Source organism: Streptomyces sp. NPDC018000 (assembly GCF_044328025.1).
Taxonomy (GTDB): Bacteria; Actinomycetota; Actinomycetes; order Streptomycetales; family Streptomycetaceae; genus Streptomyces.
This window is the reverse complement of sequence record NZ_JBIRGM010000012.1, coordinates 110,766-131,753: the sequence shown is the minus strand read 5'-3', so window position 1 is coordinate 131,753 and position 20,988 is coordinate 110,766. Positions and strand designations below refer to the sequence as shown.

Here is a 20,988-nt window from a genome sequence, read left to right as displayed (position 1 = left end):
GCAGGAAGGTCCTTCTCCATGCATGTATTCCCCGGCCGGTGAACTGTTCATCGGGTGAACTGTTCATCGGGCCGCAATGGTTCAGCGGACGCCGCCCGTGACCGGGTCCACGACCTTGTTCACGAGGAGTTCGAGAAGCCCCCGGTCGTCGCTCGCGGTGCCGCGTTCGGCGGGTGTGTCCGGGTTGACGTCGAGCAGCACATGGGTGGCCCCCAACTCGGGCGAGGCTCCCCGCCGTCACGCACACCGTCGTGGGCCACCCGCGCGACCGAGAGCCTGTCGGGCCTCGGTCCGCAGTCGGGGCACCGTCGATTTCGACTCAACTATCGCTGGATATACGCCGGTCGGCCCCGATACTCCCTCGGCTGTGGCAGTCTGGAGGCGACCGCCCCACCGGGCTCCCCCGTACCGGTGGGGCGGCTCTGCCGTCGACGCGGGCGGGCCGACCGGCGGGGCTCAGCCGCCGTCCCTCTGCTCGGCGCGGCCCGCGTAGTAGGTGGCGATCATGTCCTCGCCGCCGTGCCCTCCCGCCTCTGCGCGCGCGAAACGGTCGGCCGACGCGGCGACCAGGTCCAGCCTTACCCCCGACGTCTGTGCCGCGTCCAGGATGAGGCGGCTGTCCTTGAGCGCGTTGGACACGGAGAAGCTCGGGGTGAGGTCACCGGAGAGGACGGCGGCGGACTTGCCCGGGAGATAGGCCGAGTCCAGCGGTCCGCCCTTCATGACGTCGAGAAACGTCTGTGGGGCGACCCCCAGCCCCTCGGCGAGGTTGAGGCATTCCGCGACGCTGTTGACCACGGTGATCACCCAGGTGTTGACCACGAGCTTCAGCCGCGAGGCCGCCCCCGGGGCCTCGGCGACCCAGACCGTGCGCTGCCCGATCGCGTCCAGCACGGGGTCCACCGTGGCCCGGGCGGTGGAGGGACCGGACACGAAGACCGTCAACGCGCCCTGTTCCGCGGGCTGTTTGGTACCGGAGACCGGTGCATCGAGATAGACGAGGCCCAAGTCCGCCGCTCGGCGGGCGAGATCGGCGGTGGCGTCGAGCCCGACGGTCGAACTCTGGAGCAGGACCTGGCCGACGCGCAGCCCCGGAGTCGCGGCGGTAAGTGCGGTGGCGACGGCGGGGCCGTCGTTGAGCATGGTGAGAACGACATCGGCGCCGCGTACGGCTTCTTCAGCAGTCTCCGTGACCGTGGCGCCGTCGGCGGCGAGCGGGGCAGCCTTGGCCTGCGTACGGTTCCAGGCGCGGACGTCGAGTCCGGCCCGGAGCAGACTCCGGGCCATGCCGAATCCCATGATTCCGGTGCCGAGGACGGCGACTGTCGGCCGCTGCTGGGTGGCGTCGGCAGCGCTTGAGCTCATGAGAGCACTCCCTTTGTCGGCCGTGCCCCGGTCGGCTCGCGGCGCGGTGGGTTCTCAGGATCGCCGCAGCGCACCTTCGAGGACGGCAGCGTGCACGGCCCTGGCGAGTCGCGCACCCCAGCGGGATCGCGGTCCCGCAAAGGGTTCACCGGGAGCGGGTCCCGGTGAGGGGACGGCGATGCAGACGGCGTCGGTGGGGGTGCCCGAGCAGTCGAGTCCCGCGTCCAGGAGTGCCTGGACCTTGGCCTCGGTTGCAGTGGTAACCGCGTTGACAAGTGCGGCGTCGGAGAGTGCCACCGGCAGGGTGACGACGATATTGACCGTGCCCGGCCGCGGCGGCCCCTCGGTGCCCTCGGCCGGGGCGGCGGCCCAGCCCCGTACGCCGAGTCCGCAGGTGGCGGTCGCCGTCACCCCCTCGTCGGCCGCGACTGTGTACGCGGTGACATCGGCGGCCGTCATCAGTCCGGCGCCGGGTCCGGTGAGGTGTTCCGCAGCGGCGATCTCGGCGAGATGGCGGTCGGGGTCCAGGCGCGGATACCCGCCGGGCACCTGGGCGTTGAGGATCCAGGCACGCGGGCCGATGCCTCCGCCGAGCACGGCACTGCTGCACACCCGCCACCCCGGACCGAGCCGCCACACCAGATGGTGCAGGTCCAGGCCGTCCTCGTGCCGGGTCATCAGCTCACCGCGCTGTTCGGGCAGCCGGATACGTACGGAACGGATGAGGCACCCCCGGTGGCACGGCAGGACGGTGGGACGACGGTCGGCACTTGGCCGTCGATCATATGCGCCGGGGGCCCTCGTCAGGACCCCGGCCCCTCGCGGTACAGGCCCCGCCACGGCACCCGTCGCGGCGCGTGCCGATCCACCACGGATTGCGGGACAGCCCTCAGGCACGCTGGAGCGCGATCACGGCGTTGTGTCCGCCGAACCCGAAGGAGTGGCTGACGGCGCGCCGGATGGGCTGCCGCAGGGGTTGCTTGGTGACGCAGTTGATGTCGAACTCGGGCGCCGGGGCGTCCAGGTTGGCGATCGGCGGTACGACTCCGCGTTGGAGCGTCAGGACGGTCAGTCCGGCCTCGATCGCTCCGGCCGCCCCCATGCAGTGCCCGAGTACGCCCTTCGGGGCGGTGACGGGCGGCCGGTGCGGGTAGACCCGGCCGATGAGCGCGGCCTCGGTGGCGTCGTTGACCGGTGTCGCCGTGCCGTGTGCGTTGACGTGCTCGACGTCCTCGGCCGCCCAGCCCGCGTCGCGCAGCGCGGCCTCGACCGCGGCCCGGGCGACCGCGCCGGACGGGTGCGGGCTGGTGGGGTGGTGTGCGTCGGTGGTGGCGCCGGTGCCCGCGAGCAGTGCCCGCGGCGCGGCGCCCCGGGCGGCGGCGTCGTCCGCCCGTTCCAGCACCATGACGGCGGCGCCCTCGCCCATGACCAGCCCAGCACGGTCGGCCGCGAAGGGCCGGCACCGCCTGGCCGGGTCGCCGTCCGCCCGGGCCGCGGCTCCGGACCGGGCGAACCCGGTCATGGCGACCGGGTACACGATCGACTCGGTGGCTCCGGCAACCGCGATGTCGCACTGTCCGGTGACCAGAAGGTCGCGGGCGACGGACAGTGCGGTGGCGCCGGACGAGCAAGCGGTGCACGGCGCCAGGCTGGGACCGGTGGCCCGCAACTGGATGGCGATCTCGGCCGCGGGCATGTTCGGAATGGTGAGCAGGATGCCCGACGGCGAGGTGGCATCCGGTCCGCGCCGGTCGAGTACGACGGCCTGCTCGGTGAGTGAGGCGGAGCCTCCGCTGCTGGTGCCGACGACCACCGCGACCCTGCTGCCCTCCCACTGAGCCGGGTCGAGTCCGGCGTCGGCGACCGCCTCCCGGGCAGCGAGAACGGCGAACTTGACGTACTTCCCCATGCGGAAGGAGGTACGGCCGCCGATCGCGGCGTCCAGATCGATGCCGTCGACCGTGCAGGCGAAATCGATCGCGCACCCTTCGAGTGCCGCGACGGTACGCACCGGCGCGACTCCGGCGCACACGCCTTTCCAGGTGGACTCGGTGTCGTTGCCGACCGGGGTGATCATTCCCAGTCCGGTTACGGCAATCGCGGGCTTGTTCATCGTGCGTTGCTCATCGGTGCCTCGCCGCCCATCAGCGCCCCGCTGCCGGCTGTCGCGTCGATGAACCGCGTGATGTCGGCCAGGGTGGCATCCTTGGGCAGCTTGTCGAAGTCCCCGCCACCGCCCATCGCCTCCCTGATGAGGACGGCGAACTCGGCGACGGCGAGGGAGTCCATCTCCAGACTGTCCATCGTGGAATCCGGGCGGATCTCGGCGACGGGCACCTTGAAGGTGCGTGTCAGAACCTCGGTGATCTTGGGATGAATCGCACTCATGAGCTTCCTCTCCATCATTCGGTACGGGTGCCGGGGACGGCGGGGCACCGTCCCGACGCCGAATCAACGGGGTGACGTGCCTCCAGTTACGCCTTGTGCCGAACCGATTCGCCACCGCTCTGCTCCGGCTGCGTGCACCAGCGGGCCAGGACGGCTGCCGTACCCCAGAAGACCAGCAGCACAACGCGGACACCGAGGACCCCGGCCGCTTCCCGTACCCGGCGCCTGCGCACATCCGTTCCCGCCCCTGTCGCGGCCCTCACCGCTCCCCCGGAGTGGTCGTCCGGTCCCCGTCCGACTGCCAGGCGGCCGCCGGATCGTCGTACGCATCGACGTAATCGGCCCCCGCGATGGGCCAGTCCGCGAGCAGTTCCTTCGGCAGAGCGAAGGAGTCGGCGAGGGCGGGCAGATGAGTGGCGACGGCGCTGATCAGTTGTTCCAAGGCGTCCGGCAGCACATTGACCTGATCAACCGTCAGATATCCTGCGGCCAGCAGATCACCGCTGTTCCGGGCGATCCGGTCGAGCGCGAACAGCCGCTGCAGCTCGATCAGCCGCTCACGGGCCGGCCCGTCCTGCAGACGTGCCACCGCGTCGGTGTACGCCTCGGCCGCCTGCCGGTGGGCGTGCGCCTCGACGCCCCGCAGGGCGGGACCGGATGCGGCGTTCCACCGCTCCAGCGGGTCACCGTGCGGTGCGCGGCCCAGCCTTTCCCTGGCCCGGCCGAACCAGATCTCCTCCAGCGCAGCCAGGAGCCCGCCGAGGAACCGGGGGTCGGTGAGATCACCGGGTTCGCCGCCGAGGGGAGCGTCGTACGCGGCCGGTTCGGTGACGAAGAGCATTTCCGCGGCCGCCTTGGCGTGGATGGCCAGGTTGTCGCCCTCGGCTGTGATGACGCCTTCCACCCCGGTGATGAGTTCGGTCATGCCGTTGTTCTCCAGGAGCGCCTGCGCACCGCACCGTTCACGGCATTCGACGATCACGGTCCTGGCCTGCCAGGTGATCCACCCCTTGGCGACGGCGACCAGCCGCTCCGCCTCCTCCCGGCCCGGGCCCGAGCCGTCCTCCCGTCCCTCCCAGCGGTTCAAGGCCCTGCGGTGCAGCAGGCTCATCGCGAAGACGGTGGCCATGGCCCGGGCGAGCGGGCCATGGTGGCTGCGATGGGCAATCACCGGTACCTGACGCGATCCGCGGGGCCCGGAGATGTACCGGTGGCCGCCGTACCGGACGGCGACGGCGAGGGTTGCGCGCGCGGAGCCGACCGCGCAGGCGCTCATGGAGATCTTGCCGGAGGTGACACGCCCGATCGACGCGAGGAGGCGACGCCTGCGATTGCCGACGGCACTGCTGAACTCGCCGTCGTCGCCGATCCGTCCGTGGTCCCCGCCGAGCAGGGCGTCGCGCCCCACGAAGACCTGATCGAAGGAGGTCAGGCAGTGGTCCACCGGGCTCCCCATACGTGCGGGAAGTCTGCGGACCCGTACGCCGGGCAGGGCCCGTACGGCATCGGTGAGCGGTACGAGGAAAAGGAAGACGCCGTGATCGACGCCTTCGACGAGCAGACGCGCGGCCACAAGACCGGCCTTGGGGCCCCCTGCCGGACTGGTGTTGGGCATGAACTTCTGGGCTCCGGCGTGCGGTGTGTGCAGCACAAACCCGTCGCGTTCGCGGTCGTAGGCGGCCGTGGTCTCGACGGCCGTCGCGTCGTTGCCGTGCGCCACCTCCGTACAGAGGAAGGTGCCGATGCTGCGCAGCCGGAGGAAGCCCGACAGATCGCGTCGACTGTCGCCTTCGTGGTCGAGGAGGCTGCCGAGAAAGAGGTTGTAGTGGATGCCCGCCACCGTGGTGAGGGCCGGGTCGACCGGGCCGAGCCATTCGTGCAGGGCCGCGAGGGCGCGGGGCTCGGCGGCGAGACGGGCGCCGCTGTCGAGGCAGTCGTTGAGGATGCGCAGCCGCTCGTACGCGAGAGCCAGGCGCTCGTCAGGGGTGCCGCGGTCCGGGCGCCGGAATGGTTCTGTACTGATCAGTCTCTGCCAAAAACCGTGCTCCTGGCGGACGTTGTCGCCCAGGAGCACGCCGGTGAGGAGCTCCGCGGTCCGTTCGGTGGAAAGGCTGTCGATCGTTGCGGTCATGAGACAAGAACGATCAGCCGACGGCGAGGACACCGGGGGGCGTCCGCGACGGGTCGTTCGCGTCGGCGCGCTCGAAGGCGAGCGCGACGTTGTGTCCGCCGAAGCCGAAGGAGTGGCTGAGTGCCCGCTCGATGTGCTGTATGCGGGGCTCCTTGACCACACAGTCGAGGCCGGATCCGTCCGGCAGCGAGTCCAGGTTGGCGATCGGCGGGACGAGGCCGTGCTCGAGGGTCAGTACGGTGGCCACCGCCTCGATCGCCCCGGCCGCGGCGAGGGTGTGCCCGAGCACACCCTTCGGGGCGGTCACCGACGGCCGGTGGGGGAAGAGCCCCGAGATGAGGGCTGTCTCCATCGCGTCGTTCAGCGGGGTCGATGTGCCGTGCGCATTGATGTGGTCGACCTCCCGGGCCGCCCAGCCCGCCTCGCGCAGCGCCGCTTCCACCGCCCTGCGCGCACCGGCGCCTCCCGGGTGCGGGGCCGTGGGGTGGTGGGCATCGGTGCCGGAACCCGCACCGGTCAGCAGGGCGCGCGGCCGCCCCCCGCGGCCGTACACATCGAGTGTCCGCTCCAGCACGAGCACGGCGGCACCCTCGCCGATCACGAAACCGTCCCGGTCCGCGGCGAACGGCCGCGACGCCCCCGCCGGATCACCGGTACGCACGGAGAGCGCTCCCATGCCCGCGAAGGCGCTCACCACCAGTGGAGTCAGTACGGACTCCGCACCGCCGGCCACCACCACATCGCACCGGCCGCTCGTCAGCAGATCACGGGCCACGGCGATCGCGGTCGCGCCGGAGGCGCAGGCCGTGGCAGGCGCCAGGCTGGGGCCGTGGGCCCGCAGGGCGATCGCGACCTCCCCGGCGGCGGCGTTGGGCATCATCATCGGGACCAGGAGCGGCGAGACTGCCTCCGGTCCGCCGCCGTCCAGCTTGCGAAGATTGTCGACGAGCACGGACACCCCGCCCACACCGACGCCGAGCACCACTCCCACCCGGGCGCCGTCCCACCGCTCCGGCGACAGCCCGGCGTCCGCCACCGCCTGGCGGGCGGCGACCAGCGCCATCTTCACGAACCGTGCCATCCGCCACGCCGAGCGTCCGCCGACGGCCTCGTCCAGGTCGATCCCGTCCACCGGACAGGCGAAGTCGACCGGCAGCCCGGCCAGTTCGTCACAGCTCCGCGCCACGGACACGCCGGCGCACAGTCCCGCCCAGAAGGTGTGCTCGTCCGCCCCCGCAGGGGTCACCAGACCCACTCCCGTAACCGCGACGCCCATGTCGGCCCGCCCCATGCTGCGCACCCTCCTCCGTAATCGATCACGTCTACCGGTTGTCGAACGGAAGTCGCCCTGGCGAGGATGCGCTCACTGAGCCGAACGGGTGAACAATGGGCCGAGTGGACCGAGCCGCGCCGCGCGCCCGGTGAACGGGTTCACCCGTCCGCAGTAGTCCGCCGCGCTGTGTGCACCGGCAGGGCATCCCCTTGGGACATGGAAACGGACGGCGGCGAGCCGGATTCCCCGGCGGCGCGCGCGGAACTTGAGGCGCTGCGTGCCAGGGTGACGGCGCTGGAGGCGCGTGCCCCGGCACGCCATTGGCCGCGGGCCCGTTCGTTCTTCGCCGCGCTGCTCATCCTCGCCGCGGCTGTACTCACACCGCTGAGCATCGTGTCCGCCTGGGCGAAGAACCAGATCGGCGACACGGACAACTATGTGGCGATGATGGCGCCGCTCGCGTCCGACCCCGATGTGCAGTCCGCGGTGTCCGATCGCGTCACCGGCGCCGTGATGAAGCACCTCGACGTGAAGGCGCTGCTGGCGGATGTCGCCCCTGCGGACCGGACGGTTGTCGACAAGGCGCTCTCGAGACTGAGCGGCCCCCTGACCACGGGTGTTTCGGACTTCGTGCACGGAACCGTGGAGAAGTTCGTCACCAGCGACGCCTTCAAAACGATCTGGACCGACCTCAACCGGACCGCCCAGTCCTCGGCAGTCAAGGCGCTGTCCGGGAGCGGCGGCGGGGCGGTGAGACTCACCGATGACACCGTCACCATCGACCTGGCACCGGTGATCGACCGGGTGAAGAAACGTCTCGTCGACCAGGGGCTGACGATCGCCGCGCAGATCCCGGAAATTCACACCGACTTCACGGTGCTGACCTCCGACTCGGTCGGCAGGGCCAAGAAGGGGTTCCGGGCCCTCCAGGTCCTCGGTTTCTGGCTGCCGCCGGTCACTCTGGTCCTGGCCGCGGGTGGGGTGCTTCTCGCCGTGCACCGCCGTCGCACACTGGTCACGACGGCGCTCGCGGTCGCGGCGGGTGCTGCGGTGCTCGGGCTGGCCGTGTGGGTGGGCCGTGCCTTCTATCTCGACAGTCTCCCGTCCGATGTGTCGCAGCCGGCGGCCGGTTCCGTGTTCGACGCCCTGGTCGGTTACATGCGCACCATGGTCCGCCTGGTGATCACGCTCGGCATAGTGGTGGCCCTCGCCGCCTGGCTCACCGGTGACGGCCGCGCCGCCACCCGGGTCAAAGCGATGTGGAGCGGTGGCATCGGTGCCGTCAGGGACGCGGCCGGTGTCACCGGCGGCCCGGTCGGCAGGTGGGTGCACCGGGCCAGGCCCTGGCTGAACTGGACGGTGGTCGTGGTGTCCGCTGCGGTGCTGGTGGCGTGGAACCGGCCGACGGGCCTGGTCACCGTGTGGATCGCACTGTGCGCGCTGTTCGCCCTCGCCGTCATCGAGTTCCTCGACGACGACAGCACGCCGCATCCGGCGACGCCCGGGTAACGGCCTCACCCACGATTGGCAGCGGCAGAAGGAGCGGTTCTCTCGGGCACGGTCGACGGCCTGCGCGACGCACCCGACGCTCCCCCGGGCCGTCCCGGTCGGCCGGCCCCACCCCGGCGACACGATGGCGCCACCGTCTCTCAGAGCGCATTCCAGGGGGCGGTGGCATCGTCGTGTTCAGCGCCGGGCGAGCGCCGCCTTCAGCTCCGCCTCGTCCGGAGGATTGGCACCGGCCCGTGCGACGGTCACGGCGGCACAGGCCGCCGCGTGACGCAGGACATCGGTCACGGTGTCCCGGTCCGGCGAGCGCAGCCGTCCACGGCCGTCCGCGCCGAGCAACCCGTGCAAGGCAAGGGCATGCAGGGTGCCGGACATGAAGGCGTCGCCCGCCCCCACCGTGTCGACCACGTCGGTGGGCAGCGCGTCGACCGTCACATGCCCGTCGGGGAGGACGGCCAGGGCACCGTCGCCTCCCCGGGTGACGAGGACGACGGCCGGGCCCGCGGTGAGCCACCGCTCGGCGACCTGCTCCGGCTCCTGGCCCGGATACAGCCACTGCAGGTCCTCGTCGCTGGCCTTGACCACATCGCTGAGCGCGACGCAGCGCTCGACCTTGCGTACAGCCGCGTCGTGGTCCCCCATCAGCTCGGGCCGCACATTGGGGTCGTAGCTGACGGTCGCGGACGTGCGCAGCGACTCGACGGCGGCGAGGACGGTGGCCGCTCCGGGTTCCATCACCGTCGCGAGGGAACCGGTGTGGACATGGTGGGGCGGCCGGTCCAGGGAGACCGGGTCGAGCGTCCAGGTGATCTCGAAGGTGTACGCGGCCCGGCCGCCGTCGTCCAGGGTCACGGCGGCGGACGGGGTGGGCGCCGTGGCACCGTCCGTGCGGACTTCGACCCCGGCGCCGGCCAGCTGGTCCCTGATCAGCCGCCCGTTGTCGTCCGGGCCGAGCTGAGTGAGCAGGGTGGCACCGTGCCCGAGCCGGGCCAGACCGTACGCGACGTTGGCCGGACTGCCTCCCGGGTGGACCTGGTCGGCCGCACCAGGCAGCCGGACGATGTCGGCGACGCATTCGCCGATGACCAGCAGGTCGAGTCTGTCGAGCATGAGGTTGGGGTCTCCTATGGTGCGGTGACGAAAGTGTCCCGGGAGGCGGTGCGGCCTTCGAACACAATGAGCCCGATCCTGTCGCGTGCATAGCGGATCCGCAGCGGAAGGGTCATCCCGGTGTGTGGACACCGAGCCCGGTCAGGAACGCCGCAGCGGCCGGGATGGCAGGAACGCCTCGCCGGCCTGTTCGGGCGGCTGGCCTCCGGCGCACTGTCCGAGCTCGACGGCTGGCGGACCGCATAGTGGGTGAACGCGCTGCTCATGGCCGTCATGGCGATACTTCTGCACAACCGGCTCCCCCGGCCGCGCGACGCGGCCCCGATGTCGTGCACCGGACTTCTGCGCTCCACGCTGTCCCTGCTTCGGCGGGAACCTCTGCTCCGCCGACGGGCAGCCATCGGCGCGTTCTCCATGGCTTCGTACAGCGTGCAGCTAACCGCGCTGACGTTTCTGCTGGCCCGGCCCCCCTTCGACTGGAGCGCGGCCGCCATCGGGCTCTTCGGTCTGGTGGGCGTCATCGGTGTGGCGGGCATGAACTTCGTGGCCCGGTTGAGCGACCGGGGACGGGTGCAGGCGGTCTCGGGAACGGCGGCCGCGCTCCTCACTCTGTCCTGGCTGCCGCTGCTGGCCGGCGAATCCTCCCTGCTGTGGCCGGCGGTCGAGGTGATCTCGCTGAACCAGCAGGCGGGGCTCAACAGCAGTCAGAAAACGTTCATGACGCTCTTCTTCGTGACTCCTCCACCCCCTGGAGGGGGTGGCTTCTCGCTATGCCGGTTGGGCTCCGCGACGGACCAGCCCGGCCCGTAGAACGTTGATTGCTCCGACTGTGTCGGCGTGCGCGGTGTGGCCGCAAGCGGTGCAGTGGAACTTCTCCTGGGTGGGCCGGTTCTCCTTGGCGGTGTGGCCGCATGCGGGGCACCGCCGGGAGGTGTTGCGGGGGTTCACGGCCATCACTTCCCGTCCGGCGCTTTCAGCCTTGGCGGTCAGGATCGTCAGGAACACCCCCCAACCGGCATCGTTGATCGATCGGTTCAACCCGGCTTTGCCCGCGGCTCCATTGGGCAGGAAGCTTCCAGGCCGGCCAGGGTCCAGCTTCGGTGCGGGGGCCCGGCTCATGTGGGAGATCTTGAGGTCTTCGTGCGCGATGAAGTCATGCGCGCGTACGAGGTCGAGCGCGGTTTTGTGCGCGTGGTCAAGGCGCCGGCGACGGACCTTGCGATGCAGAGCGGCGACTTTCTCCACGGCCTTGCGGCGGCGCCTGGAACCGCGCTTGCACCGGGACAGCGCCCGCTGAGCCCCTTCGAGCTTCCCCGCAGCCTTCCGCCCGTGACGAGGGTTCTCGACGAACCCGCCGCCCGAGTCCGCGAGGAAATGGGCAATGCCCAGGTCGATACCGACCACGCTGCCGGTCGCGGGCAGCGGCTCGGGCCGGGGCCGCTCCGCGGTCAGCACGACGAACCACTTACGGCCCTCGCGCTTGACCGAGACCGTCTTGACCCTGCCCACCACCGGCCGGTGCTGGTGCACCTTGACGTGCCCGACCCCCTGGATGCGCACGCGCGTGACCGGATCGTGCGGGGTGGCATCCCAACGGCAGCCGTCCCCGTCCCTGGGGAAGTCCACCGTGTCGAAGTGCCCTACGCCCTTGAAGCGCGGATAGCCCGGCTTCTCACCGGCCTTGACACGGCGGAAGAACGCAGCGAACGCCTTGTCCAGACGCCGCAGCGTCGCTTGCTGGCTGGAGAACGACCAGCGGCCCTGACGCTCCGGGTCGAACGCCCGGATCTCCTTGAGCTGCACGGACTGCTGCCCGTACCGGACCGTGGTCTTCGAGGTGTGGTGCCAGGCGTCGCGGCGCTCCTGCAACGCCCCGTTGTAGAGCGAGCAGTGATCACGCAGCATCTCGCCGAGCGCGACCCGTTGACCCATGGTGGGCCTCAGGAGGAACTTGTACGCACGAATCACCCGGCCCACCCCCCTCTCCGACCCGATCCGACGGAACCACACTACTCTTGGTTCATGTCACCACGCTGGGAACCAAACCCCGATGTACGACGAGGCCGTCACGTAGTTTATAACCTTCACGCACACTTGGTGTTCGTTACCAAGTATCGGCGGAACGTCTTCGACGGCGAGATGCTGACGCGCTGCGAAGAGATCATGCGGAACGTCTGCACCGACTTCGGTGCGGACCTGATCGAGTTCAACGGCGAAGACGACCACGTCCATCTACTGGTGCACTATCCACCGAAAGTCGCCCTGTCGAACCTGGTGAACAGCCTCAAAGGCGTCTCCTCGCGCTACCTGCGCGCCGAGTTCAACGACCGCGTGAACCGGGCCACCCTGCACGGACGCTTCTGGTCCGGCTCCTACTTCGCCGGATCCTGCGAAGGTGCACCACTCCAAGCAGTCAACGACTACATCGAGAACCAGAAGCACCCCACCTGAGCAGGGCAGAGCAGGGCAGCATTCAGGATCGGATTCCCTCTCCGCCTGAAGGTGGGGATTCCCTCCGAAGAGAGGGATGGGCGGGGCGGCCGGATCCGCTCTCGCTTCGGTGGTCTGGGCGCGGGCGGGCTGGGGCGGCATCTGCCTCCTGGGCGGTTCGCTGGCCGCCGGAAGCCTTGCGCTGTGGGTCCTGGAACGCGTCCGGGCGGCCTCCGCCGTCCCGGTTCCGTCGCCGTCACTCGTTGACGGCCGTCAGCAGCACCACGGCGTCCTCCAGCGCCAGCAGCCCGTGCCGCTCCTGCGGGATCGGGTGGAGTCCTCCGGCGCCCAGCTCCACATCGCCGGAGGGCGCCGTGAGGCGCACCCTGCCGCGGAGCACCTGGAGAGAGGCCGCGGCGGGTGCGTTGTGCTCGTCGAGGGCGGAGCCGGAGGTGAGGGCGATGACGGTCTGGCGCAGGGGTTCCTCATGCAGCAGGCGGTGGGCGCTGCGGCCGTGTGGTGAGGTGCGGGCCGCGGCCAGATGCTCGTCGGCGAGGGCATTCAGATCGTCCATATGCCCACTGTGCCGCAGCCCTCGTCCCCCCGCGATCCTGCCGGAGGTCCACCGGTACCTGACGTCCGGTTCCTTCTCCTCGTTGCGGCTGCCGTCGTCGTACTCGACGGCGGTGAAGCCGTGCCGCGCGTAGAAGGCCCGGGCGTCGGTGTTGCGCTGGAAGACGTAGAGAGTGAGCTCGTCGGGGGCGATCTCGCGCGCCTTGGCCAGAAGCAGCGAGCCGATGCCCCGACGCCGTACATCGGGTCTCAGATACAGGTGTTCCAGCTCGGTTCCGTCGAGGGAGGCGAACCCCAGTATCTCCCCGGTCCCGGTCTCGGCGATCCACACCGTTGTTCCGGGCAGGACGACATGGGTCATCCAGGCCAGCGTGTCCTCGTCGCTGTGCACCTTCGGCAGGTACGGCATGGCTGCGGCGCGGGAGGCGAGGAAGAGCCTGGTGAGCGGCTCCGCGTCCTCGACGGCGGCCTCGCGCAGCAGGATGCGGTCTGCCGCTGCGGACTCGTTCGGTGCCATCTCGGTCCTTTCCCATCGGTCGGAACCAGCCACTTCCCGGACTCTGTGGTGGGCTGCTCGTCGTCGTGGACGAACATATGTCGGGGCCGAGTCACGCCTCCACAGGATTTGGCCTGTTCATCAGGGCCGGCACTCCCCCTCCGCCCCGGTGTGTGTGTCCACGGTGGGGCAGTCGCGGACCGACGCAGGCCACCCGCGAAAATGGCGGAGGGCAGATCGCAAGTACCGACCGATACGGAGGAGTGGGCAGATGCCGCACGAACGAGCCGGACAGCCGGCCCGGCCTGAGGATCTCACCGATGTGGCACGGCTGATGACGGCGTATTACACGCTGCACCCGGATCCGGCCGAGCCCGGCCAGCGGGTGGCGTTCGGCACCTCCGGCCATCGAGGGTCGTCCACGGCCACCGCGTTCAACGAGGACCACATCGCCGCCACCAGCCAGGCCATCAGCGAGTACCGGGCACGGCAGGGCACGGACGGGCCGCTCTTTCTCGGCGCCGACACCCATGCGCTGTCGGAACCGGCCCGGATCACCGCCATCGAGGTGTTCGCCGCCAATGACGTGACCGTGCTCATCGATCCGGCCGACGGCTACACCCCGACCCCGGCGGTGTCGCACGCCATCCTCACCCACAACCGGGGCCGGACCTCGCAGCTCGCCGACGGTGTGGTGGTCACTCCGTCCCACAACCCGCCCGGTGACGGCGGGTTCAAGTACAACCCGCCGAACGGCGGCCCGGCCGGCTCCGGGGCCACCGGCTGGATCCAGGAGCGGGCCAACGAGATCATCGCGGCCGGAATGAAGGACGTACGACGACTGCCCTACGTCCGCGCACGGGCGGCGTCGACCACCGGGACGTACGACTTCCTCGGCAGCTATGTCGCGGACCTGCCGTCCGTGCTCGACCTGGACGCGATCCGCTCGGCCGAAGTACGCATCGGCGCGGACCCGTTGGGCGGCGCGTCCGTCGCATACTGGGGCCGCATCGCCGAACAGCACCGGCTCGATCTGACCGTGGTCAATCCCCTGACCGACCCCACCTGGCGGTTCATGACGCTCGACTGGGACGGCAGGATCCGGATGGACTGTTCCTCGCCGTACGCGATGGCCTCGCTGATCGGGCAGCGCGACCGCTTTCAGATCGCGACCGGGAACGACGCCGACGCCGACCGGCACGGCATCGTCACACCCGACGCCGGGCTGATGAACCCGAACCACTACCTCGCCGCCGCCATCAACTACCTGTACGGCCACCGCGAGCAGTGGCCGGCCGCAGCAGGCATCGGCAAGACGCTGGTCTCCTCGGGAATGATCGACCGGGTCGCCGCTGCCCTCGGCCGTGAGCTGGTCGAAGTGCCGGTCGGCTTCAAATGGTTCGTGGACGGACTGGTCGACGGATCGCTCGGGTTCGGCGGCGAGGAGTCGGCCGGGGCGTCCTTCCTGCGCCGTGACGGATCGGTGTGGACGACCGACAAGGACGGCATCATCCTGGCGCTGCTCGCCGCCGAGATCCTCGCGGTGACGGGCAAGTCCCCGTCGGACCACTATGCGGCGCTCACCGCCCGGTTCGGCGAGCCGGCGTACGCCCGGATCGACGCTCCCGCCGACCGCGAGCAGAAGGCCGTTCTCGCACGGCTCTCCCCCGAGCAGGTCACCGCCGACACCCTGGCCGGTGAACCGGTCACGGCCGTGCTGACGGAGGCGCCCGGCAACGGCGCACCGATCGGCGGCATCAAGGTGACCACCGAGAACGCCTGGTTCGCCGCCCGCCCATCGGGCACCGAGGACGTGTACAAGATCTACGCCGAGTCCTTCCTGGGCGCCGACCATCTCGGCCAAGTGCAGGAGGAGGCCAAAGCCGTGGTCTCCGCGGCGCTGGACGCCTGAGTTCGGCCGGGGCCCCCTCGTGCGGCCCCGGCCGATCGGCGGGCTCAGCGCATGCCGTCGAGCTGCGGCGTTGCTCCGTGCCGTCGCACGGAGGGGAGCGCCAGTACCGCCCCGACCGCGGTCAGTTGCCACATCACGCCGAATGCCAGGAGCCGGCCTGCCCCCACGGCGCCCGACACCGGCCCAGCCAGCGCCAGCCCGAGCGGTCCCAGCGCGAAGGCGCCCAGGCTGTCGAACGCGCTGATGCGTCCGCGGACCTCGGCGGGAATCTCGCGCTGGATGACGGTCGTCGACAGGGTGTTGCACGCCGCTGCCCCGGCCCCCGCGGGGAATGCCGCCGCTGCCACCCAGGCCAGCGGCAACCCCGCGGCCAGCGCGGCTGCCGGTAGAGCCCAGCCCGCAGACGCAGCCATGGACCAGGCGAGTGCTCGACCGGGGTTCCTGCCGAGTAATGCCAGGCCGCCGACGACTGAGCCGGCGCCGTACAGGGCCAGCACGAGACCCCAGGAACTCGCGCCGCCGAGCCGCTGCTGGGCAAGAGCCGGCCCCAGCACCAGGAACGGCGCCCAGAGGACGAAATTGAACAGGCTGATGTGGAGGGTCGTGACCCACAGCCATGTGCGGGAGGTGAACTCCTTCCATCCGCGTCCCAGGTCGGTGAACAACCTGCCGCAGGGCGTGGCCACCCGCGGCAGGTGCAGTCCAGCCAGGGCCAGGGCGCTCACGCCGTAACTGACCGCGTCGACCGCGACCACTGTGCCTGTGTCGGAAACAGCGACGAGCACACCGGCCAGACCGGGACCCACCACCGAGGCGACTGCCTGGGCGATCTGCAGCAGCGAGTTGGCGTCCGCAAGGTCCTCCGCAGGAACCAGGCCGGGCACCAGGGCCGTCAGGCCCGGGCTGAACCCACCCTCGCCGATTCCGAGAACCGCCGCCAGCGCGACAATTTCCCAGAGCTGCGCGCTGTGGGTGAACAGCAGTACGGCCAGGACGCCCTGGGCGGCGAATCGGAGCAGATCCGCTGTCAGCATCACCGATCGGGCCCCGAGCCGGTCGGCGAACACACCGCCGAGCAGCAGCATGGCCAGGACCGCCAGAATTCGCACCGCCATCACCAGACCGACGGCGTCGACCCCGCCGTCAGGCAGCTGCAGTGCGGCGAAGGTCGCGCCGATCGTGCTCATGCCGGAGCCGAGCAGCGACGTGCTCTGGCCGACGAGGAAGCGGCGGAACCGGGAGTGCCGCAGCACGCGCAGACGGCGCGGGGCTTTCCGGGGACCCGCTGCCGCGGGAGGGCGAGTACGAAGTTTCATAGCCCGCAATGTTCCGCCGCCGGGCTATGCGCCACAAGCATTTCGGGAAAGAAAGTTGAGTCCCTTACGAGCAATTTCACTTGCGGAATGAATCAGCGCAGTAAATGGGCCCTATTTACTGCAACATGCCTGGTGGTAGGCTCCGTTACCGAAGAATGGAATCATCTCCAAAGAACTCATTTACTGCGGATGTGGTCAGCATGATTCAGCAGCGAACCGGCGGAGTGGGCACGCCTCGCCCGGCATCGGTGGAGTACGGAGCCGCGGTCGACCGCTACCTCGCCGCGGCCGGGCTGGGCAGCTCCTCCAGTCGCGTCTACCGCATCTCGCTGCACGGGTGGGCCTGGCCACTCGTCGGCCTCCGCGCCCCGACCGGTCGCGAACGCAGGGGCGCCCGCCCGCCCGTTGTGCCGCTGGCCCGGCTCGACGACCCGCAGGCCGCGCAGCGGTTGCAGCGGGGACTTGTCGACCGCGCCGCCGCCGCGGAACCACGCACGCTGGCCCGCGAACTGGCCTGCCTCCGAGCCTCGACCGCATGGTGGCGAGCACAAGGCTGGATCACCGCAGACCCGGCCGCTGAACTGGCACTGCCGATGCCATGCCCCGGACCGGCACCGACCCCCTCCGGTGCTTCCATGGCCGCGAGGGCAACTGCTGACAGCCCGGATCGGGCCCGCGCCGCCCTCGCTTTGCGGGCCCCGCTCAGGGAGTTGACCTTGTGGCACCTCCTTCACGAGTCGGGCGCCCCCGTCGAACGGGTGCTCGCCCTCGACATCGACCACCTCGACCTGCCCGGTCGACGCACCAGAGCGGGCACGGCAGCGCCCCTGAGCTGGGGATCAGGCGCCGCACGCCTGCTACCCATGCTGCTGGCCGGGCGCACCGCGGGGCCGGTGTTCGTCACCGACCGGCGGGCTCCCGCCACCACGCCGGCAGCCGACCGCTGCCCGGTGACCGGCCAAGGACGGCTCTCCTACCGCCGGGCCGCCGAACTGTTCACCGCCGCGACCAGTCCACTCGATCCAGCCGGCCGCGGCTGGACCCTGCTTGTCCTGCGCGACCGAACACCGCGGAGCAGACCGGTCCGCAGATGACACACCAACTGGTGATCCTCATCGCCCACGAGCGGACCCATTCCGCAGCTTCCCATGGCCGAAGTCACCGCTGATGGGTTGCCCGGGCGGCCGCGGACCGGCACTAGAATTCGGGGCATGGGAGGGTTCGCGGTCGCACGGCTGCTGCGCCGGCATGGACCCGCCGTCATGCGGAAGTAGGGAAAGCAGGCGCCCATGGTGACTCCGGAGTTCCGCCCGACCCATGTCGTCCCCCGGGGCGGGCTGCCCGCCTGGGAGGCGCCGGACGTGTCCCGTCCCATCGAACCGCTCGACCCGCTGCTCCCGGTACAGCTCATCGACCGGCGCGGGGACTGGGGGCAGGTTCTGTGCGCCAACGGCTGGTCGGCCTGGGTCGACGACCGCCTGCTCGTCTCCGTACCGCACGGGCCGCCGTTGGCCGGGCAGCCGCTCGCCCCTACGGCCGACCCCCGCCCCCTGCTGGCCCGCGTCCAGGAGTCGCTGGCCCAGTACCGGCGCGCGGTGGAGGAGCTGGCCGACGAGCATATCGACAGGGAGGCCTTCCGCCGCCGTACGCAGGGGCTGCGGGTGGGGCTGGTCGTGGACGGCGAGGCGGTGTGGCTGTATGACGCCGAGCGCGAGCGCTGGGTGTACTGCGACGGAACACAGCTGAGCACCTACGCGGCCTCGGTCGGTCCGGGCCGGCCGAGCGGGGCTCCGGCGGACGGCCCGGCGGAGGCGGTCGAAGCTGATCCGACGCAGGTCGTCGCGCCCGAGCAGTTGGCCGGTCCCCGGGCGCCGGAAGAGGCCTGACCACGGCGTACCGGCACACCCCGCCACAGCGGCTGCGGCTGCGGCTGCGGCTGCGGCTGCGGCTGCGGCTGGCAAGGATCACGGAATCATACGCACTTCAGCCGTGGCGGGTGGATGGCCCCGGCCGTGTCCGCGAGTGGGCTGCCGGTGCCGCCCCAGCGCAGTGCGACGATCTCCGCCGCGATCGACACGGCCACCTCCTCGGGGGTGCGCGCGCCGAGGTCGAGGCCGATGGGTGAGCGCAGTCGCGCCAGTTCCGCTTCGCCGAAACCGGCCTCGCGGAGCCGGGCCATCCGGTCCTCATGGGTCCGGCGACTGCCCATCACCCCGATGTAGGCAGCCGGAGTGCGCAGCGCCACCTCCAGCAGGGGGACGTCGAACTTCGGGTCGTGGGTGAGTACGCACATCACGGTCCGCCCGTCGATCGCCGTGCTGCGCAGATACCGGTGCGGCCAGTCGGCGACCACCTCCACGCCGTCCGGGAACCGGCGGGGGTCCGCGAAGGCGGGACGGGCGTCGCAGACGGTGACGCGGTAGCCGAGGAACGCACCGATCCTCGCCACCGCCGCGGCGAAGTCGATCGCGCCGAAGACCAGCATCCGGGGCGGCGGCGCGAACGACTGGAGGAACACCGTGACGTCGTCCTCGCGCCGCTCGCCGTTGGGACCGTAGTGGCGCAAGCCGGTTGCGCCCTGAGCGAGTTCTCCTCGTGCGTCGGCGGTGACGGCGGCGTCGAGGCCGCTTGCGCCCAGCGATCCCGAGACGGTGTCCGGCCAGACGGCGAGGGCGGCGCCGCGCGGGGCGGGTCCGTCGGTCACGGTGGCGAGGACGACCGGGCGGTGCCCTGCTACCGACGCAGCGACCTCGCCGAAGGTGACGTCGTACGCGACTGTCACGGGGCGTACGAGGAGTGTGATCTCGCCGCCGCAGGTGAGGCCGACTGCGAAGGCGTCCTCGTCGCTGTAGCCGAAGCTCTGGAGCCGGGCCCGGCCCGTTTCCACGACCTCCTTGGCCAGTTCGAAGACCGCACCCTCGACGCAGCCGCCGGAGACGCTGCCCACAACCTCGTCGTCAGGGCCCACGGCCATCGCCGCGCCGGGACCGCGCGGCGCGCTGCGGCTGACCGCGACGACGGTGGCGAGCCCGAACGGCTCCCCCGCGGTGTACCAGCTGCTGAGCGCCGGAAAAATCTCACGCATCGGCCGTCGCCCCCTGGGCCGTGTCCGCGAAGGAGCCTTTCCCGGGGCTCAGGCCGTGGTATCGGACCATGCGTACGGCGGCGCGACGGGCCCGCTCGCGGGCCCGGCTCCGACCATTTCCAGTTCCTGGTCGGCGGCCTTCATCAACTGTGCGGCGACATCCTTCATGGCGCGGCTCGCCGCCAGTTCGTCGCCGATGACGGGAACGTCCACATCCTGCGGGTTGCAGCGGGCGACCCCATGTCCGATGAGCTTTGCGGAGCCGGTGTCCAGCACCGCCTCGGCCCTGGTCGTACCGCCCTCCTCGGACAGACCGACGCGGACCGTCCACTCCAGCCTGCGAGTCATCGCGCACCTCCTGCGACCGCGCCCGGCCTCGGTCCGCCGCCACGTCGCGGTCCTGTGACCAGGATCCACCCGGCCGGACCCGTGCGCGCGTTCCGGCTCGTTCTGCGGGGATCACTCCGCCGAAATAGGATGCATGGAGTCACTTCCACCAAGTGCGGAGCGGCCATGAACCGGCGTCGTCCTGCTCGTTCGGCGAGCGCCGGTGAACTGCTCACCACTCTGCAGCAGCTCACCTCACGGGCTCGCCGTGAGGTGGAGCTGTATCAGGCGCGGGTGGAACTGGCCGAGGCGCTGCAGCGCGGGATGCTCCCTTCGGCGCTGCCCGCCCTCCCGGGGCTGCAGACCGCTGCCCGGTACGCGCCGGCCCGCAACGGGCTGGACATCGGCGGTGACTGGTACGACGGATTCGTGCTGCCGGACGGTGCGCTGGGGTTCGCCATCGGGGACGTACAGGGCCATGACGTCGAGGCGGCCGCTTTCATGGGGCAGATCCGCATCGCCATGCGGGCGATGGCCGCCACTGCCGCGGATCCCGGCGAGGTCGTGGGCCGGACCAACGATCTGCTGCTCTCGGCGGACTCGGGCCTCTTCGCGACCTGTACGTATCTGCGTCTCGACCCGGTCACCCGGGAGCTCCACAGTGCCCGCGCCGGGCATGTCGCCGCCGTATGGGCCACCGCCGACGGACGGTCCGGCTTCACTTCCGACGAGGGCGGCCTGCCTCTGGGGGTCAATCCGGGCGAGCACTACCCGGTCACGCGGCGGCGGCTGACAAGCCCTGGCGCGTTCGTCCTGGTCACGGACGGGGTGATCGAGGGGCCTTCGTTCCCGGTCGACGAAGGTCTGGACGCGGTCATGCGGCTGGTGGTCTCCCGGGCCACCGCCGACGCCGGTGAGCTGGCCGACGCCGTGCTGCAGACGGCGGACCGGACCGGGCACGAGGACGACGCCGCCGTGCTCGTCCTGCGCCACGGGGCCGCTCCCGGCCGACAGTGACGCCCGGGCGTCGGCCGAGCGTGTCAAACAACCGACACTCGTCCGGGCGGGTGTCT

Annotated in this window: 21 protein-coding genes and 1 pseudogene; 7 read left to right on the top strand and 15 right to left on the bottom strand. The window is 70.8% G+C overall.

Annotated features, from left to right (window positions below):
* Window positions 1–81: 81 nt before the first annotated feature.
* From ACH4EW_RS23245 to ACH4EW_RS23210, 8 genes are all read right to left on the bottom strand, one after another.
* On the bottom strand, window positions 82–216 hold the full coding sequence (locus ACH4EW_RS23245) for a hypothetical protein (protein ID WP_398259801.1): 135 nt from the start codon (window positions 214–216) through the stop codon (window positions 82–84).
* A 240-nt stretch (window positions 217–456) separates the two neighbouring features.
* Window positions 457–1,365, bottom strand: coding sequence for an NAD(P)-dependent oxidoreductase (locus ACH4EW_RS23240; RefSeq protein ID WP_398259799.1), 909 nt, complete (start codon window positions 1,363–1,365; stop codon window positions 457–459).
* Between the two features lie 54 nt (window positions 1,366–1,419).
* Window positions 1,420–2,043, bottom strand: coding sequence for an adenosylcobinamide amidohydrolase (locus ACH4EW_RS23235; protein ID WP_398259797.1), 624 nt, complete (start codon window positions 2,041–2,043; stop codon window positions 1,420–1,422).
* A gap of 211 nt (window positions 2,044–2,254) precedes the next feature.
* Window positions 2,255–3,478, bottom strand: a complete 1,224-nt coding sequence (locus ACH4EW_RS23230; RefSeq protein WP_398259795.1) for a beta-ketoacyl-[acyl-carrier-protein] synthase family protein — start codon at window positions 3,476–3,478, stop codon at window positions 2,255–2,257.
* Window positions 3,475–3,753 (bottom strand): acyl carrier protein, encoded by a 279-nt coding sequence (locus ACH4EW_RS23225; protein ID WP_398259793.1) that lies wholly within the window; start codon window positions 3,751–3,753, stop codon window positions 3,475–3,477. The genes ACH4EW_RS23230 and ACH4EW_RS23225 overlap by 4 nt, the downstream gene beginning before the upstream one ends.
* 86 nt (window positions 3,754–3,839) lie before the next feature.
* Complete coding sequence (locus ACH4EW_RS23220; RefSeq protein WP_398259791.1) at window positions 3,840–4,016, bottom strand: hypothetical protein; 177 nt, start codon at window positions 4,014–4,016, stop codon at window positions 3,840–3,842.
* Window positions 4,013–5,884, bottom strand: coding sequence for an acyl-CoA dehydrogenase (locus ACH4EW_RS23215; protein ID WP_398259789.1), 1,872 nt, complete (start codon window positions 5,882–5,884; stop codon window positions 4,013–4,015). The genes ACH4EW_RS23220 and ACH4EW_RS23215 overlap by 4 nt, the downstream gene beginning before the upstream one ends.
* A gap of 13 nt (window positions 5,885–5,897) precedes the next feature.
* Entirely contained in the window at window positions 5,898–7,175 is a 1,278-nt protein-coding gene (locus ACH4EW_RS23210; protein ID WP_398259787.1) for a beta-ketoacyl-[acyl-carrier-protein] synthase family protein, read from the bottom strand.
* Between the two features lie 198 nt (window positions 7,176–7,373).
* Between ACH4EW_RS23210 and ACH4EW_RS23205 the strand changes: the two genes are divergently transcribed.
* Window positions 7,374–8,666 (top strand): hypothetical protein, encoded by a 1,293-nt coding sequence (locus ACH4EW_RS23205; protein ID WP_398259785.1) that lies wholly within the window; start codon window positions 7,374–7,376, stop codon window positions 8,664–8,666.
* A 177-nt stretch (window positions 8,667–8,843) separates the two neighbouring features.
* Here ACH4EW_RS23205 and ACH4EW_RS23200 read toward each other — a convergent pair whose 3' ends face one another.
* Window positions 8,844–9,776 carry a carbohydrate kinase gene (locus tag ACH4EW_RS23200; protein WP_398259782.1) on the bottom strand — a complete coding sequence of 311 codons (933 nt, stop codon included), beginning with the start codon at window positions 9,774–9,776 and terminating at the stop codon, window positions 8,844–8,846.
* Between the two features lie 249 nt (window positions 9,777–10,025).
* Between ACH4EW_RS23200 and ACH4EW_RS23195 the strand changes: the two genes are divergently transcribed.
* Window positions 10,026–10,586 (top strand): hypothetical protein, encoded by a 561-nt coding sequence (locus tag ACH4EW_RS23195; protein WP_398259779.1) that lies wholly within the window; start codon window positions 10,026–10,028, stop codon window positions 10,584–10,586.
* Here the strand turns inward: ACH4EW_RS23195 and ACH4EW_RS23190 are convergent.
* Complete coding sequence (locus tag ACH4EW_RS23190; RefSeq protein ID WP_398259777.1) at window positions 10,545–11,744, bottom strand: RNA-guided endonuclease InsQ/TnpB family protein; 1,200 nt, start codon at window positions 11,742–11,744, stop codon at window positions 10,545–10,547. The genes ACH4EW_RS23195 and ACH4EW_RS23190 overlap by 42 nt on opposite strands.
* A gap of 54 nt (window positions 11,745–11,798) precedes the next feature.
* Here ACH4EW_RS23190 and tnpA point away from each other — a divergent pair, with 54 nt between their 5' ends.
* Window positions 11,799–12,227 (top strand): IS200/IS605 family transposase, encoded by a 429-nt coding sequence (gene tnpA / locus ACH4EW_RS23185; RefSeq protein ID WP_398259775.1) that lies wholly within the window; start codon window positions 11,799–11,801, stop codon window positions 12,225–12,227.
* Window positions 12,228–12,462: 235 nt separating this feature from the next.
* Here the strand turns inward: tnpA and ACH4EW_RS23180 are convergent, their stop codons facing one another.
* Together ACH4EW_RS23180 and ACH4EW_RS23175 are read right to left on the bottom strand one after the other, a co-directional pair.
* Complete coding sequence (locus ACH4EW_RS23180; RefSeq protein WP_398259863.1) at window positions 12,463–12,780, bottom strand: cupin; 318 nt, start codon at window positions 12,778–12,780, stop codon at window positions 12,463–12,465.
* Between the two features lie 45 nt (window positions 12,781–12,825).
* Window positions 12,826–13,296: pseudogene (locus ACH4EW_RS23175) on the bottom strand (GNAT family N-acetyltransferase); the annotation flags it as partial.
* Window positions 13,297–13,546: 250 nt separating this feature from the next.
* Between ACH4EW_RS23175 and pgm the strand changes: the two are divergent.
* Window positions 13,547–15,187: a phosphoglucomutase (alpha-D-glucose-1,6-bisphosphate-dependent) gene (pgm, locus tag ACH4EW_RS23170; protein WP_398259773.1), complete on the top strand. Its 1,641-nt coding sequence runs from the start codon at window positions 13,547–13,549 to the stop codon at window positions 15,185–15,187.
* 44 nt (window positions 15,188–15,231) lie between these two features.
* On the opposite strand, the gene ACH4EW_RS23165 is transcribed toward pgm, so the two are convergent.
* Window positions 15,232–16,503, bottom strand: coding sequence for an MFS transporter (locus tag ACH4EW_RS23165; protein ID WP_398259771.1), 1,272 nt, complete (start codon window positions 16,501–16,503; stop codon window positions 15,232–15,234).
* A 200-nt stretch (window positions 16,504–16,703) separates the two neighbouring features.
* Between ACH4EW_RS23165 and ACH4EW_RS23160 the strand changes: the two genes are divergently transcribed.
* On the top strand, window positions 16,704–17,597 hold the full coding sequence (locus ACH4EW_RS23160; protein ID WP_398259769.1) for a hypothetical protein: 894 nt from the start codon (window positions 16,704–16,706) through the stop codon (window positions 17,595–17,597).
* A gap of 195 nt (window positions 17,598–17,792) precedes the next feature.
* Window positions 17,793–18,389 carry a hypothetical protein gene (locus tag ACH4EW_RS23155; protein WP_398259767.1) on the top strand — a complete coding sequence of 199 codons (597 nt, stop codon included), beginning with the start codon at window positions 17,793–17,795 and terminating at the stop codon, window positions 18,387–18,389.
* Window positions 18,390–18,475: 86 nt separating this feature from the next.
* On the opposite strand, the gene ACH4EW_RS23150 is transcribed toward ACH4EW_RS23155, so the two are convergent.
* Both ACH4EW_RS23150 and ACH4EW_RS23145 read right to left on the bottom strand, forming a co-directional pair.
* On the bottom strand, window positions 18,476–19,588 hold the full coding sequence (locus tag ACH4EW_RS23150; RefSeq protein ID WP_398259765.1) for an XdhC family protein: 1,113 nt from the start codon (window positions 19,586–19,588) through the stop codon (window positions 18,476–18,478).
* 48 nt (window positions 19,589–19,636) lie between these two features.
* A complete protein-coding gene (locus tag ACH4EW_RS23145) occupies window positions 19,637–19,936 on the bottom strand; it encodes a DUF1876 domain-containing protein (RefSeq protein WP_398259763.1) in 300 nt (99 codons plus the stop codon).
* Window positions 19,937–20,101: 165 nt separating this feature from the next.
* Between ACH4EW_RS23145 and ACH4EW_RS23140 the strand changes: the two genes are divergently transcribed.
* Window positions 20,102–20,932 (top strand): PP2C family protein-serine/threonine phosphatase, encoded by an 831-nt coding sequence (locus ACH4EW_RS23140; RefSeq protein WP_398259761.1) that lies wholly within the window; start codon window positions 20,102–20,104, stop codon window positions 20,930–20,932.
* Window positions 20,933–20,988: the final 56 nt, after the last annotated feature.